The 15,963-nt window shown below is 39.7% G+C and carries 11 protein-coding genes; all 11 read left to right on the top strand.

Going from position 1 to position 15,963, the window contains the following annotated elements:
- Positions 1–45 precede the first annotated feature (45 nt).
- The gene (locus IGK82_RS12250) at positions 46–1,722 is read left to right on the top strand and encodes a DAK2 domain-containing protein (protein WP_002354936.1); all 1,677 of its coding nucleotides are present in this window, start codon (positions 46–48) and stop codon (positions 1,720–1,722) included.
- 115 nt (positions 1,723–1,837) lie between these two features.
- On the top strand, positions 1,838–3,874 hold the full coding sequence (gene recG / locus IGK82_RS12245; protein ID WP_002372822.1) for an ATP-dependent DNA helicase RecG: 2,037 nt from the start codon (positions 1,838–1,840) through the stop codon (positions 3,872–3,874).
- A gap of 102 nt (positions 3,875–3,976) precedes the next feature.
- Positions 3,977–4,978: a phosphate acyltransferase PlsX gene (plsX, locus tag IGK82_RS12240; protein ID WP_002354938.1), complete on the top strand. Its 1,002-nt coding sequence runs from the start codon at positions 3,977–3,979 to the stop codon at positions 4,976–4,978.
- A gap of 136 nt (positions 4,979–5,114) precedes the next feature.
- Entirely contained in the window at positions 5,115–5,354 is a 240-nt protein-coding gene (gene acpP, locus IGK82_RS12235) for an acyl carrier protein (RefSeq protein WP_002354939.1), read from the top strand.
- Positions 5,355–5,617: 263 nt separating this feature from the next.
- Positions 5,618–6,658: an oligopeptide ABC transporter ATP-binding protein Opp2D gene (gene opp2D / locus IGK82_RS12230; RefSeq protein ID WP_002365359.1), complete on the top strand. Its 1,041-nt coding sequence runs from the start codon at positions 5,618–5,620 to the stop codon at positions 6,656–6,658.
- Positions 6,658–7,602, top strand: a complete 945-nt coding sequence (gene opp2F, locus IGK82_RS12225) for an oligopeptide ABC transporter ATP-binding protein Opp2F (protein WP_002354942.1) — start codon at positions 6,658–6,660, stop codon at positions 7,600–7,602. Before opp2D ends, opp2F begins: the two co-directional genes overlap by 1 nt.
- Entirely contained in the window at positions 7,602–8,564 is a 963-nt protein-coding gene (gene opp2B / locus IGK82_RS12220) for an oligopeptide ABC transporter permease Opp2B (RefSeq protein ID WP_002354943.1), read from the top strand. Before opp2F ends, opp2B begins: the two co-directional genes overlap by 1 nt.
- Before the next feature lie 27 nt (positions 8,565–8,591).
- Positions 8,592–9,515 carry an oligopeptide ABC transporter permease Opp2C gene (gene opp2C, locus IGK82_RS12215; protein ID WP_002365358.1) on the top strand — a complete coding sequence of 308 codons (924 nt, stop codon included), beginning with the start codon at positions 8,592–8,594 and terminating at the stop codon, positions 9,513–9,515.
- A gap of 28 nt (positions 9,516–9,543) precedes the next feature.
- The gene (opp2A, locus tag IGK82_RS12210) at positions 9,544–11,322 is read left to right on the top strand and encodes an oligopeptide ABC transporter substrate-binding protein Opp2A (RefSeq protein ID WP_002354945.1); all 1,779 of its coding nucleotides are present in this window, start codon (positions 9,544–9,546) and stop codon (positions 11,320–11,322) included.
- A 329-nt stretch (positions 11,323–11,651) separates the two neighbouring features.
- Complete coding sequence (gene rnc, locus IGK82_RS12205) at positions 11,652–12,344, top strand: ribonuclease III (RefSeq protein ID WP_002354946.1); 693 nt, start codon at positions 11,652–11,654, stop codon at positions 12,342–12,344.
- Between the two features lie 20 nt (positions 12,345–12,364).
- A complete protein-coding gene (smc, locus tag IGK82_RS12200; RefSeq protein ID WP_010709952.1) occupies positions 12,365–15,943 on the top strand; it encodes a chromosome segregation protein SMC in 3,579 nt (1,192 codons plus the stop codon).
- The last annotated feature ends 20 nt before the right edge of the window (positions 15,944–15,963 follow it).

The following is a 15,963-nucleotide window of genomic DNA, read 5'->3' as shown; positions in this document are numbered from 1 at the left end:
GTCGTGTGTTGCCGTTAGCGGTAAATCTGAAGGAGGATTTTTTAGGTGAATGTAACAGAAATCAGCGCAGGTCAGTTCCAGGAAATGGTCCAGGCAGGTGCGACTCGTCTGCACACAAATGCAGAATATGTCAACTCATTAAACGTTTTCCCTGTACCCGATGGTGATACAGGAACAAATATGAACTTATCAATGACCAGTGGTGCAAAGGCTGTGGCCGATTCTCGCTCTGAAAAAGTAGGAGAATTAGCAGGTGCGTTATCCAAAGGGTTATTAATGGGTGCTCGTGGAAACTCTGGGGTTATTTTATCTCAATTATTCCGCGGCTTCTCAAAACAAATTCCTGAGGTTACAACATTAAATGCCAAAGACTTGGCCGCTGCCTTTACACATGGTGTAGAAACAGCGTATAAAGCAGTGATGAAACCCGTTGAAGGAACAATCTTAACTGTTTCTCGTGAAGCGGCGCGTTCTGGTGAACGTAAAGCGAAAGAAACAGATGACTGTATCGAAGTTATGACAGCTGTTGTAGCAGGCGCTAAACGTGCCTTAGCGAAAACACCTGATTTATTACCTGTCCTAAAAGAAGTCGGCGTTGTAGATAGTGGGGGTCAAGGACTACTATTTATCTATGAAGGATTTTTAGAAGCGCTTAGTGGTGAATTTTTACCAACTGAAACGTATGAACCAAGTCCTGCCGAAATGGACGAAATGGTTAATGCTGAACATCACCGTGGTGTTAGTGGCCACGTTGCGACAGAAGACATTAAATTTGGCTATTGTACAGAAATTATGGTTCGTATCGGCGAAGGCCCAACCGTGGACAGCGCTTTTGATTATGAAACATTCAGAAACTACTTAAATGAACTAGGCGATTCTCTATTAGTCGTTAACGATGACGAAATTATCAAAGTTCACGTACACACTGAGCATCCAGGTGAAGTGATGAACTACGGCCAAAAATTTGGTTCGTTAGTAAAAATAAAAGTAGACAATATGCGTTTACAACATGAAACGTTAGTTGAACGCGATGCTCAGCAAGAAGCGTTGACTGAAAAAGTTCGCGTACCGTTTGCTGTGATTGCTATTGCAGCCGGTGAAGGCGTTCAAGAATTATTCCGAAGTTTAGGTGCAAGCTACATTATTAGTGGTGGCCAAACAATGAACCCAAGTACGGAAGATATTTTAAAAGCAGTCAAAGAAGTGAATGCAGAGCAAGTCATTATCTTACCAAATAACAAAAACATCTTTATGGCAGCTGATCAAGCAGCAGAAGTTGCCGATGTACCAGTAGCGGTTGTTCCATCTAAAACCATTTCTCAAGGAATGACAGCAATGTTAGCTTTCAATGATCAACAATCATTAGAAGAAAACAAAGCAAGTATGACGGAAATGTTAGACAGCGTTGTGAGTGGTCAAGTAACCACAGCTGTTCGTGACACAACCATTGATGACGTTGAAATTAAAAAAGATGACTTCTTAGGAATGATTGATGGTAAAATCGTCGTTTCTGAAGCAGATCGTTTTAATGCATCATTAGACACGTTGAACCGCATGATTGATGAAGACACTGAAATCGTGACAATTATTGTCGGCGAAGATGGTTCGGTTGAAGAAGCTGAAAAGCTAATCGCTATTTTAGTTTCTGAAAACGATGAACTAGAAACAGAACTTCATGAAGGTGGACAACCTGTGTATCCATACTTATTCTCAGCAGAATAGGTTTTCGTGATGAAAAAATAAAAACGAATAGGCTGGTTCATTAGTTAGGGCTAATGAACCAGCCTATTTAATGAATGATCCATTTTTTTGCGTATATTAATGAGGAGGGGATTTTATGGACATCACAGATTTAGTCAGCGTATTGCCCGGTGTTGGCCCAAAACGTGCTGAAAATTTACAAGAACTGGGAATTGCTACAATTGAAGACTTATTGACGTATTATCCCTTCCGCTACGATGATATCCAAGAAAAGGATTTAAGCGAGATTCAGGATCAGGAAAAAGTTACGCTAAAAGGGCTAGTGGTTTCGGAAGCAGTCGTTAGTCGGTACGGTTATAAGAAGAGCCGGTTAACGTTTCGAATGATGCAAGAACATGCGGTTATTAATGTTTCCTTCTTCAATCAACCTTTTTTAAAAGACAAAGTAGTTCTTTCCGAAGAAATTGCTGTTTATGGCAAATGGGATGCCAAGAGAAAATCATTAAATGGCATGAAAATCTTAGCTTCTAAAGGAGACAATGAAGATTTCGCCCCCATTTATCATGTGAATAAAAAAGTCCGCCAAAGCACGTTGGTTCAGTTAATCCGCACTGCTTTTGAAGAGTATGGTTCACTGATTGAAGAGATTTTACCGAATGATTTATTAGAAAAGTACCGCTTGATGCCTAGAAAAGAAGCAATGTGGGCGATGCATTTTCCCAGTAATCCAGAAGAAAGCCATCAAGCTAAACGACGAGTAGTCTTTGAAGAGTTTTTCCTTTTCCAACTTAAAATGCAAGGATTGAAGAAACAAGAAAAAGCGGAAAAAAATGGTTTAGCTATTCAATATGACGTGGATCGCTTAAAAACGTTCACCCAAGGACTGCCTTTTGAATTGACAGGCGCCCAAAAAAAAGTGACCAATGAAATTTGTCGAGACTTGCGAAGTCCGAAGCATATGCAACGATTGCTTCAAGGTGACGTGGGGAGTGGGAAAACGGTAGTGGCTGCGATTGCGCTATACGCCACCATGACCGCTGGCTTTCAAGGGGCGTTAATGGTTCCGACTGAAATTTTAGCGCAACAGCACATGGAAAGCTTACAGCAGTTGTTTGATCCATTAGAAGTGCGAACGGCCTTATTAACAGGTTCCACCAAAACGAAAGAACGTCGTCTAATCCTCGAAGAACTGGCCAATGGCGAGATTGACATTGTGGTAGGGACCCATGCTTTGATACAACAAGATGTCAGTTTCCATCAATTAGGTTTGGTAATCACCGATGAGCAACATCGTTTTGGTGTGAACCAGAGAAAAATATTAAGAGAAAAAGGCTTAAAACCAGATGTTCTATTTATGACGGCCACTCCGATTCCTCGAACGCTGGCCATTACAGCCTATGGCGAAATGGATGTATCAATCATTGATGAAATGCCAGCTGGACGGATTCCAATCGAAACACGTTGGATTCGGCCGCCGCAGTTAGATACTGTTTTAGAATGGATGGAAAAAGAGCTGGCTCGAGGACATCAAGCCTATATTATTTGTCCATTGATTGAAGAATCAGAAGCCTTAGATGTGAAAAACGCAACAGAAATTTTTGAACATATGCAAAGCTTTTATTCCCCAAGATATCAAGTGGGATTACTACATGGTAAAATGAAAAACCAAGAAAAAGATGACATTATGCAGGAGTTCAAAGACAATCAGCTGCAATTATTGGTTTCTACCACCGTTATTGAAGTTGGCGTGAATGTACCAAATGCCACGGTGATGTTAATTATGGATGCGGACCGGTTTGGGTTAGCACAGTTACATCAGTTACGGGGCCGTGTTGGGCGTGGCTCCAGTGCATCTTATTGTATTTTAGTGGCCAATCCGAAAAATGAAATGGGCGTTGAGCGTATGAAAATCATGACAGAGACCACCAATGGTTTTGTCTTGAGTGAGCGTGATTTGGAACTTCGCGGACCTGGGGAAGTGTTCGGTGCACGGCAATCAGGGGTGCCTCAATTTGCGGTAGGAGATATCGTGACGGACTTTAACATTTTAGAAGTTGCGCGCCAAGAAGCAAGTGCCCTATGGCAAGTGAAAGAGTGGTGGCAATATCCTGCTTATCAAGGCTTAGCCAATCGAGTGAAACCCCAAGATGAGGCAGCCCAATTTTTCGATTAGAAGAGGTAATTTTTGAAGCCAGAAAGTAAAAGCCAATGCGTATTTCTTTGAAAAAAATATGTTATACTTGTTAGGAAACAAAAAAGTAGGAGGGAATCACTCATGAAAATTGCTGTAGATGCAATGGGTGGAGATAACGCCCCACAAGCAATTGTTGAAGGGGTTATGCTAGCCAAACAAGACTTCCCAGACATTGAATTTCAATTATATGGAAAAGAAGCCGAAATAAAAAAATACATCACCGATGAAAAAAACATTACGATTATTCATACCGATGAAAAAATTGCTAGTGACGATGAGCCAGTTAAAGCAATCCGTCGTAAGAAAACTGCTTCCATGGTTTTAGCAGCGCAAGCAGTTAAAAATGGGGAAGCCGATGCGATTTTTTCTGCAGGCAACACTGGAGCGCTATTAGCAGCGGGGCTGTTCATTGTCGGCCGCATCAAAAATGTGGAACGTCCCGGTTTGATGTCAACTTTACCTGTCATGGGAGAACCAGACAAAGGGTTTGACATGTTAGATTTAGGAGCCAATGCAGACAATAAACCAGAACATTTGGTTCAGTATGCCGTTTTAGGTTCATTCTATGCTGAAAAAGTTCGGAACGTTCAGAATCCTCGTGTCGGTCTATTAAATAACGGAACTGAGGAAACAAAGGGCAGTGAATTAACGAAAAAAGCCTTCGAATTGTTAGCAGCAGATGAAACGATTAATTTTGTCGGAAACGTTGAAGCACGAGAATTATTAAATGGCGTAGCTGACGTGGTGGTGACAGATGGCTTCACAGGAAATGCCGTTTTAAAATCCATCGAAGGCACAGCTATGAACATGATGAGCTTGCTGAAAACAGCGATTCTTTCTGAAGGTGTCAAAGGAAAAATGGGCGCCTTATTATTAAAGAATGCGTTGCGTGGCATGAAAGACGAAATGGACTACTCAAAACATGGGGGAGCGGTTTTATTTGGCTTAAAAGCGCCAGTCATTAAAACGCATGGGGCCACGGGTCCTGATGCCGTCCGCTACACCATTCGTCAAATTCATACAATGTTAGAAACCCAAGTTGTCCCACAATTAGTGGAATATTATGAAGGCAAAGCAGAGTAATTTGCAATTGTCTTGACATCAGTTTGTTACTCAAATGAAAAAAAGATGGACAAATACCCAAATTGTGAGTACAATGTATCTTAGCGTTTTAGTAAAAGAAAGAACCTTTTTTCAAAAGCAGTGGAGGTGAATACAGTTGACTCGTGAAGAAGTACTTCAAAAAGTAGCGAAGATTATCTCAAACCACTTTGATATTGAAGCGGATCAAGTAACAGATCAATTAAACATTAAAGATGATTTGAACGCTGACTCAATTAGCGTAATGGAGTTTGTTTTAGAACTTGAAGATGAATTTGGAACAGAGATTTCAGATGAAGATGCAGAAAAAATTGAAACAGTTGGTGCCGCTGTAGATTATATTGTGAGTAATTCATAAAAAATAATAAGACAAAGTCGATTAACATTCCTGTTAATCGACTTTTTTTGCGTACATAATGGTTATTTTATTAAGCAATAAGGCTATTTTTACACATATTTTTGTAAAAAAAATCATACATGTAAAAAAATAACTGCGAAAAAAGTTATTTTATCTTGCTTTTTATGGAATAATTCTATAAAATTATGAAAAAACAATGAGCTGTAAATTAACATTGATAAAAATTAGAAAGTGCTATCATTAAATATTAGTTAATTTATATAATGTTTTTGAAAGGACGTAAGGGGTGTGTATGGATGCAAGGAAATGAACAATTACTAGAGGTTTCAGGATTAGAAACAGCATTTAGAATCAAAGATGATTATTATAATGCCGTCGATGATGTTTCATTTGAATTGAAGAAAAATGAGATTCTGGCAATCGTCGGAGAATCTGGTTGTGGAAAAAGTACCTTAGCAACAACGATTATGGGCTTACATGATCCCAATCATACCAAAATTACTGGGGAAATTTTATACAACAATTTAAACTTAACTACGTTTAATGAAACATTGTACAACAAAGTCAGAGGAAACGATATTGGGATGATTTTCCAAGATCCGTTGTCTGCACTGAATCCGCTCATGCGAATTGAAGACCAAATTAAAGAAAGTCTCACGTATCATACCAAAATGACCGCACAACAAAAACAAGCACGGGCCATTGAACTGTTAGATCAAGTGGGGATTCCCAACCCAGAGCGTGTCGGGAAACAGTATCCTCATGAATTGTCTGGCGGCATGCGCCAACGGGTGATTATTGCCATTGCAATCGCGTGTAAACCACCGATTTTAATTGCAGATGAACCCACAACGGCCTTAGACGTTACCATTCAGGCACAAATTCTCGATTTGTTAAAAGATTTGCAAGAAGAAACAGGGAGCGGCATTATTTTAATTACCCATGACTTAGGTGTAGTTGCGGAAATGGCTGATCGTGTAGCGGTTATGTATGCGGGTCAGTTTGTAGAAGTAGCCACTGCTGAAGAATTGTTTAGTCATCCGAAACATCCATATACACGTTCCTTACTTCAGTCCATTCCCCAAGAGAATTCAGATGAAGAAGAACTTCATGTGATTGAAGGGATTGTTCCTTCGTTAACCAAATTACCTAGAAAAGGTTGTCGGTTTGCCCCACGAATTCCTTGGATTGATGCATCGGAACATGAAGAAAATCCAACATTACATGAAGTTGCACCGAATCATTTTGTTCGTTGTACATGTTATAAACATTTTCATTTTAGAGACGGGGAAGGGGAAGCGTAATGACAGAAATTATTCAAATTAAAGATTTAAAAGTTCATTATCCAATTCGCAGCGGCTTCTTCAATCGAATCACTGATCATGTTTTGGCGGTTGATGGTGTGGATTTCATGATTGAACAAGGTAAAACGTATGGGTTAGTTGGTGAATCGGGTTCTGGAAAATCAACGACAGGAAAAGCAATTATTGGTTTAGAAAAAATTACAAATGGTGAAATTATTTATCAAGGACAAGATGTAACCAAGCCGCGAAGTCGAAAAGCGATTGGATACAACAAAGATGTCCAAATGATTTTCCAAGATTCGATGTCAAGTTTAAACCCTAAAAAACGAGTACTAGATATTATCGCCGAACCAATTCGAAATTTTGAACGGTTAAGTGACCAAGAAGAAAAGAAAAAAGTCAAAAGTTTGTTGGACATTGTGGGGATGCCAGAAGATGCGTTGTACAAATATCCTCATGAATTTTCTGGTGGACAACGCCAACGTTTAGGCGTCGCCCGAGCGGTGGCTACCAGCCCCAAATTAATTATTGCAGATGAACCTGTTTCAGCACTGGACTTATCTGTGCAAGCACAGGTATTGAATTTTATGAAAAACATTCAACAGGAATATGGGTTAAGTTACTTATTTATTTCCCATGATTTGGGCGTAGTTAAACATATGTGTGACAACATTGCCATTATGTACAAAGGCCGTTTTGTAGAAATCGGTACACGCCAAGATATTTACACTAATCCACAACACATTTATACCAAACGCTTACTTTCAGCAATTCCTAAAATTGACGTAGCGAACCGAGAAGCTCACAAAGAAGAACGAAGAAGAGTTGAGCAAGAGTATCGGGAAAATCATAAAGACTATTATGATGAAAATGGGCGGGTTTATAACTTACATGCGATTAGTCCAACCCACCAAGTAGCGTTAAAAAATGGAGGTGCTGAATAATGTGGAAAACAATTTTACGCCGTTTGTTATTGATGATTCCGCAAGTGATTATTTTAAGTGTCTTGATTTTCCTGTTGGCTAAAATGATGCCAGGTGATCCGTTTACAGGATTGATTAATCCGAACCAAGACCCGAAAGTGATTGAAGCCATGCGCGAAGCTGCCGGGTTAAATGATCCTTGGTACGAACAATATTTCCGTTGGATTGGCAATGCCTTACATGGAGATTTTGGGCATAGTTTTATCTTTAAATTACCTGTGTCCACGCTCATTGCTGGTCGGGTGGGGAATACGATTGCATTGGCCGCTGTGTCAGTTATAATCACGTATTTAATCGCCATTCCTTTCGGTTTAATTGCTGGCCGTTACCAAAATTCATGGTTTGACAAAATGGTGGTTATCTACAACTTCTTCAGTTTTGCCGTGCCATTATTCATCTTTGCCTTGATTATGCTCTTTATTTTTGGGTATCGCTTAGACTGGTTCCCAACGAGTGGAACCGTGACTGTTGGTTTGGCTGAGGGAACGTGGCCGTATTATTTAGATAAACTGAAGCATTTAATTTTACCAGGGGTCACTCAAGCGTTGCTAGGGACAGCGGTCACTATTCAATATTTGCGCAGTGAAGTGATTGATGTTAAAAACATGGACTTTGTTCGTACTGCTCGTTCAAAAGGAGTGCCAACGAATAAAATTTTTAATCGACACATTTTTAGAAATGCAGCATTACCAATTGCCTCTCAATTAGGTTATGAAATTACTGCTTTGATTGCCGGATCAGTCGTTATTGAAAAGATTTTTGCTTTCCCAGGAATTGGAAAATTATTTATTGATAGTATCATTCAACGTGACTATTCCGTTATTACCGCTCTCGTGTTGATTTTGGGATTGGCAACCCTTATCGGAACCTTAATTTCTGATATTGTAATGAGTATTGTTGATCCAAGAATTCGAATTCAGTAGAAAAAACACGAAGAAAGGGTGATAAAAATGGAATTGACAGAAGAAAAAAGAGAAGAAGTCTTACAAGAAAGTATTCCACCAATGGGCTTTCGGATGATTGCGCGAGAATTCGTCAAAGAAAAAATGGCGATGTTTTCTTTAATCCTTTTGGTTATTATCTTATTAGCCGTTTTTATCGGTTCGTTAGTGTTAGACCAAAGTGCCGTTATGCATGTAAGTATTTTAGATAAATATGCGGAACCAGGTACCGTTACAATGAATGGCACCAAGTTCATTTTAGGTGCCGATGAAGGGGGTCGTGATGTTTTAGGACAATTGATTATCGGGGCTAGGAACTCGATTTTAATCGGTTTTGCCATTACGATTATTACGTCTATTATCGGGGTCGGTTTAGGGATTATTTCCGGTTATTATGGAGGCATGATTGATAATATTTTGATGCGTATCGTGGATTTTATTATGATTTTGCCAATTATGTTAATTATTATTGTGTTCGTTTCCGTGATTCCTAAATATAGTATCTGGTCCTTTATTTGGATTATGTGTGCGTTTTATTGGGTTGGAAAAGCGCGGTTGTTCCGCAGTAAAACGTTATCTGAAGGGCGCCGAGATTACGTTAGTGCCTCTAAGACAATGGGAACAAGCGATTTTAAAATTATGTTTCGAGAAATTATGCCGAATTTAAGTTCATTAATTATTACGAACTTAACGATTAATTTCGCGGCCAATATCGGGATCGAAACAACGTTAACTTTCTTAGGCTTCGGGTTACCACAAAGTGTCCCAAGTTTAGGAACCTTAATTGGCTACGCCAGCAGTGGGGATGTATTAGTCAATAAACAATGGGTTTGGTTACCTGCATCAATTCTAATTTTAGTCTTGATGTTAAGTATAAACTATGTTGGACAAGCATTTAAGCGCTCAGCAGATGCACGACAACGATTAGGCTAATTAGCCAAAAAATGAGGGAGGAAAAGAGATGAACAAGAAACGGATTTTAGGTGCAATCACGTTAGCTTCTGTGTTAGTATTCGGGTTAGCTGCATGTGGTGGCGGCAATAAAGGCGGGGGCAATAAAGCAACGGAAACAGAAGACATTTCAAAAATGCCAATCGCTGTTAAAAATGATAAAAAAGCAATTGATGGCGGGACATTAGATGTCGCTGTAGTTATGGATACACAATTCCAAGGACTTTTCCAGCAAGAATTTTATCAAGACAACTATGATGCACAATACATGCTTCCAACAGTACAGCCATTATTTAACAATGATGCAGACTTTAAGATTGTCGATGGGGGTCCTGCGGATCTGAAATTAGATGAAGATGCCAATACAGCAACCATAAAATTACGTGACAATTTGAAATGGTCTGACGGTAAAGATGTGACGGCAGATGACGTGATTTTCTCTTATGAAGTCATTGGTCATAAAGACTATACAGGGATTCGTTATGATGATAACTTTACGAATATTGTTGGCATGGAAGACTACCATGATGGTAAATCGCCAACCATTTCTGGCATAGAAAAAGTCAATGATAAAGAAGTTAAAATCACTTATAAAGAAGTTCACCCAGGAATGCAACAATTAGGTGGCGGTGTTTGGGGTTCAGTTTTACCAAAACATGCCTTTGAAGGAATTGCTGTTAAAGACATGGAATCAAGCGATGCAGTTCGTAAAAACCCTGTGACTATTGGACCATACTACATGAGTAATATTGTGACAGGTGAATCTGTTGAATACCTACCAAATGAGCATTACTACGGTGGCAAACCTAAATTAGATAAATTAGTGTTCAAATCTGTTCCTTCTGCGAGCATTGTAGAAGCGATGAAAGCGAAACAATACGATATTGCATTATCAATGCCAACAGATACGTATCCAACATACAAAGATACTGAAGGGTATCAAATCTTAGGACGTCCCGAACAAGCCTACACGTATATTGGCTTTAAAATGGGTACGTTTGACAAAGAAACCAATACAGTGAAATACAATCCAAAAGCTAAAATGGCAGATAAAAGCTTACGTCAAGCCATGGGCTATGCAATTGACAATGATGCAGTCGGCCAAAAATTCTACAACGGCTTACGAACAGGGGCAACAACGTTAATCCCACCAGTCTTCAAGAGCTTGCATGATAGCGAAGCGAAAGGCTATACGCTTGATTTAGACAAAGCGAAAAAATTATTAGACGATGCTGGTTATAAAGACGTAGACGGCGATGGCATTCGCGAAGACAAAGAAGGCAAACCACTAGAAATCAAGTTTGCTTCAATGTCAGGCGGCGAAACTGCACAACCACTTGCTGATTACTATGTCCAACAATGGAAAGAAATTGGCTTAAACGTAACGTATACAACAGGACGCTTAATTGATTTCCAAGCATTCTATGATAAATTGAAAAATGATGACCCAGAAGTAGATATCTATCAAGGCGCGTGGGGCACAGGTTCAGATCCTTCACCAACCGGCTTATATGGTCCAAACTCAGCCTTTAACTATACACGTTTTGAGTCAGAAGAAAATACTAAATTACTTGATGCGATTGATTCAAAAGCATCATTTGATGAAGAAAAACGTAAAAAAGCCTTCTACGATTGGCAAGAGTATGCCATTGATGAAGCGTTTGTAATCCCAACGCTTTACAGAAATGAAGTCTTGCCTGTCAACGACCGTGTAGTTGACTTTACGTGGGCAGTTGATACGAAAGATAATCCATGGGCAACGGTGGGTGTCACTGCGGAAAAACGTTAAACAACGTTCCGCTGATTTAATAGAGATAGAACGAGGTCGGGACAGAAGTGTTTAACTCCGAGAAATAAGGAGGAGTTGCTTCTGTTCCCGCCGTTTATCAGTTTTTGAGCGTGGCGCAAAAATCCAAAGTGATTTTTGTCCCACGCTCTTTCTATCTCTTACGTAAACAAACGCTTTTATCTCAATCATAGCTCTATTTATTTATTTTTTTCTAAAAAATAATGAGAACACAGTGAATAACAGGCTTTTTCTGAATAGAACCATTTAAAAAAAGTGAAAAAAAAAGTATAATGAAACAAGGTGTAAATAAATGTAAAGGAATGTGGAGAATGGACAATCAGTTAACAACAGAGTTAAAAGAACGTTACGGCATTGTTTTCCATGATGTCAATCTATTAGAGCAAGCTTTTACTCATTCATCCTATGTGAATGAGCATCGCTATTTAAAATTATCCGATAATGAACGTCTTGAATTTTTAGGAGATGCAGTTTTAGAATTAATTGTTTCACAATATTTGTATTTAAAATTCCCAGAACTTCCAGAAGGAAAATTAACGAAGATGCGCGCAGCCATCGTTCGGGAAGATAGTTTAGCCAAATTTGCGAAAGAATGTCACTTCGACAACTACATTTTATTAGGTAAAGGAGAAGAAGCATCGGGCGGACGAACACGTGCATCATTATTATGTGACTTATTTGAAGCCTTTTTAGGTGCCCTCTACTTAGACCAAAAAGTTGGCGCAGCCAAGAAATTTATTGAAGACGTTATTTTTCCGAAAATTGATGCCGGTGCTTTTTCACATGAGATGGATCACAAAACACAATTACAAGAAGTTTTACAACGCAAAGGCGATGTTTCAATTGAATATCGCTTAATTAAAGAAGAAGGCCCTGCTCATGACCGCACCTTTTTCACTGAAGTTTACATGAATGGTGAACTCATTGGGTTAGGCCAAGGAAAATCGAAGAAGTTAGCTGAACAGGATGCCGCTGAGCGGGCACTGAAAAGTATTCCTCAGTAAGGCTGGAAGGAGCAATATTCGTGTATTTAAAACGAATTGAAATTACAGGATTTAAATCATTTGCAGATAAAACCATTATTGAATTTGAAGATGATGTGACAGCAGTGGTTGGTCCGAATGGAAGTGGGAAAAGTAATATCACGGAAGCCGTTCGTTGGGTATTAGGTGAACAATCTGCGAAAAACCTTCGCGGTGGCAAAATGAACGACATTATCTTTGCCGGTTCGGAAGGTCGTAAGCCGCTAAATATTGCGGAAGTTACCGTGACGTTAGACAACAGCGACCATTATTTAGCATTGGATTATAGTGAGATTAGTGTCACCCGTCGTTTAAAACGAACGGGCGAAAGTGACTTTTTTATTAATAAACAAGCGTGCCGTTTAAAAGATATTCAAGATTTATTTATGGATTCAGGGTTAGGCAAAGAATCTTTTTCAATTATTTCGCAAGGGAAAGTTGAAGCGATTTTTAATAGTAAACCTGAAGACCGTCGAGGGATTTTTGAAGAAGCAGCGGGCGTTTTAAAATACAAACAACGAAAGAAAAAAGCTGAACAAAAGCTTTTCGAAACCGAGGACAACTTAAGCCGTGTCCAAGATATCATTTACGAGTTGGAAGACCAATTAGTTCCTCTAGCCGCCCAAGCAGATGCGGCTAAAAAGTATTTAGCTTTGAAAGAAGAACTTACCGAAATTGATGTCAATTTAACTGTGACCGAAATTCAAGAAGCAAAAGCTATTTGGGAAACGAAAACGCAAGAATTAACAGCCATTGAAGAAAAGTTAGCTGGCGCAAGTAAACAAGTCCATGACCTAGAAGGCAAATTGGTACGTTTACGAAGCAAGCGCAATCGTTTAGATGAACAAATTGAAACGGAACAACAACAATTATTACAAGTGACAGAAGCGTTGAAACAAGCAGAAGGACAAAAAAATGTTTTAATTGAACGTTCTAAACACACCTCCCAAACGGCAAGCGAATACGAAGAGACATTGGCAGAAACGGCCGAAAAAATTGTTCGTTATCGAGAAGAATTGCAGACGCTGGAAACAGCAATCGCAGAAAAAACGGCACAACGTCAGACGTTAAAAGAAGCATTGGCTTTGGCAACGAAAGATGTGGAAAAATATAGTAAGTCTTCTAAAGAATTAATGGAAGAATTGCGCAGTCAGTATGTGGAAGTTATGCAAGAACAAGCCAATACAGCCAATGACTTAAAATATTTAGAACGACAATATCAACAAGAAACAGCTAAAAATCAACAATCGCTAGCAAAACACGAAGCGCTAGAAGAACAGATGGTTGAAGCTCTTGCAATGAAAGAAACGCTAGAAAAAGAGCAAAAAGTTGCAAAACAAGGCTTACAAGAACAGTTGGAAGAATACACTGCGTTGAAAGCAACGCTTGAAGCTAAGCGTGAACGATTAGCACAGCGTCAAAACGATATGTACCAAGCGATGAATCAAGTGCAACAAGCGAAGGCACGCCAAAAAAGTTTGCAAGAAATTCAAGAAAATTACGCTGGCTTCTATCAAGGCGTGAAAGCTGTATTGCGTCACAAAAACCAATTGACTGGGATTGTTGGCGCAGTGGCTGAGTTAATTGAAGTGCCTAAAGAATATACGTTGGCGATTGAAACGGCCCTAGGTGGTGCGGCGCAACATATTGTTGTGGAAAATGAGAAAGATGGTCGAGCAGGCATCACCTTCTTAAAACAACAACACAGTGGCCGAGCAACCTTTTTACCATTGACTACCATTAAGCCACGCTCTGTATCGGCGATGGTTCAGAATCGTTTGGCTGGTGCACCGGGCTTCGTGGGGATTGCCAGTGAATTAGTTCGTTATCCAGAACAAGTACAAACCGTTATTCAAAATCTCTTAGGCGTCACGATTTTAGCGGCAGATTTAACGAGTGCCAACCAGTTAGCAAAATTAGTCAATTACCAATATCGCGTTGTCTCATTGGAAGGCGATGTGATGAATCCTGGCGGTTCGATGACTGGGGGAGCCAATAAACGTGGCAACCAAGGAAGCCTATTTTCACAAGCGCAAGAACTTCAAACAATTACTGAACAAATGACTCAATTAGAAACACAACTAAGAAGTGTAGAACAAGAAGTCCAAGCACTCTCGCAAGAAGTGAAAACAGCCACGGAACGTGCAGAAATGTTGCGCTCTGCTGGTGAACAAAATCGCTTAAAACAACAAGAAATTGACAATAAATTAGCCAATCAAACAGAAACGATTACTCGTTTAACAAAAGAAAAACGTCTGTTTGAATATGAATCACGGGAATTGCATCAATTCTTAACCGAATATCAAACGAAAAAAGCCACATTGACAGAGCAACAAGCAAACTTAACGGCAACGAAAGAACGTTTAGATGCTGAAATGAAACAAGTGGAACAAGAAGCTAGCCAAATGGAAACCTTTAAAGCCCAAGCGCAAGAACGCTTGACGACAGTTCAAGCAGAACAAGCAGTAGCGGCGGAACAATGTGCCCATTTTGCTCGTCAAAAGCAAGACAAACAAGAACAATTGGACGAATTGTTGATTCGAGAAACGGCCATCCGTCAACAGCTACAACAACTAAGTAGCCATTCTAGCGATCATCAGTTAACCGAAGAAGGCTTAGCGGCACAAGTCGCGCAATTAGCGGAAAAACAAACAGCGTTGCAAACCTCTTTACAAACGGCACGTAGTCAACGACAAGCGTTGCAAGAAGAAGTAGACGAGTTAGATACAAAATTAGCGGAAGAAAACAAACGCCAACAACAGTATTTAGCAGATAAAACACAAATCGAAGTCCTAAAAAATCGTGCAGAAATGCAATTAGATAGCTCGTTAAGTTACTTACAGGAAGAATACAGCTTAACCTATGAAGCTGCCTATGAAGCGTATTTCCCAATCGATGATTTAGCGCAGGCGCAGCAAACAGTGAAACGCCTAAAACAAGAAATTGAGCGGTTAGGACCTGTTAACTTAAGTGCCATCGAGCAATTTGAACAAGTCGATGAGCGCCATCAATTTTTAGTCAGTCAACGAGATGATTTATTAAATGCGAAAGAACAATTATTTGAAACCATGGATGAAATGGACCAAGAAGTGAAAGAACGGTTTAAAGAAGTCTTTGAAGCAATTCGTGGCCAGTTCAAAGTGGTATTTCCTAATATGTTTGGTGGCGGACGGGCAGAGCTGGTGCTAACCAACCCAGAGGATCTCTTGAATACAGGGATTGAGATTGAGGCGCAACCACCAGGGAAAAAATTACAACATTTAAGCTTGTTGTCTGGAGGCGAACGAGCATTAACGGCGATTGCATTACTCTTTTCAATTATTCGTGTTCGACCAGTTCCGTTCTGTATTTTAGATGAAGTAGAAGCAGCTTTAGATGAAGCCAACGTTGCTCGTTTTGGCCATTATTTAAGCGAATTTGAAGATGGCACACAGTTTATTGTGGTGACGCATCGTAAAGGGACAATGGAAGCCGCAGATGTTTTATATGGCGTGACTATGCAAGAATCTGGGGTTTCAAAAATCGTTTCAGTTCGCTTGGAAGAGGTCAAAGAAGGTGGCGCAATTGAAAAAAGCAATTAGCCAGAAGCAAGGAGGAGCGA

This window comes from Enterococcus sp. AZ197 (assembly GCF_050556405.1).
GTDB lineage: Bacteria > Bacillota > Bacilli > Lactobacillales > Enterococcaceae > Enterococcus > Enterococcus faecalis.
The sequence above is the reverse complement of the archived record's forward strand: the minus strand, read 5'-3'. Positions and strand labels throughout refer to the sequence as shown.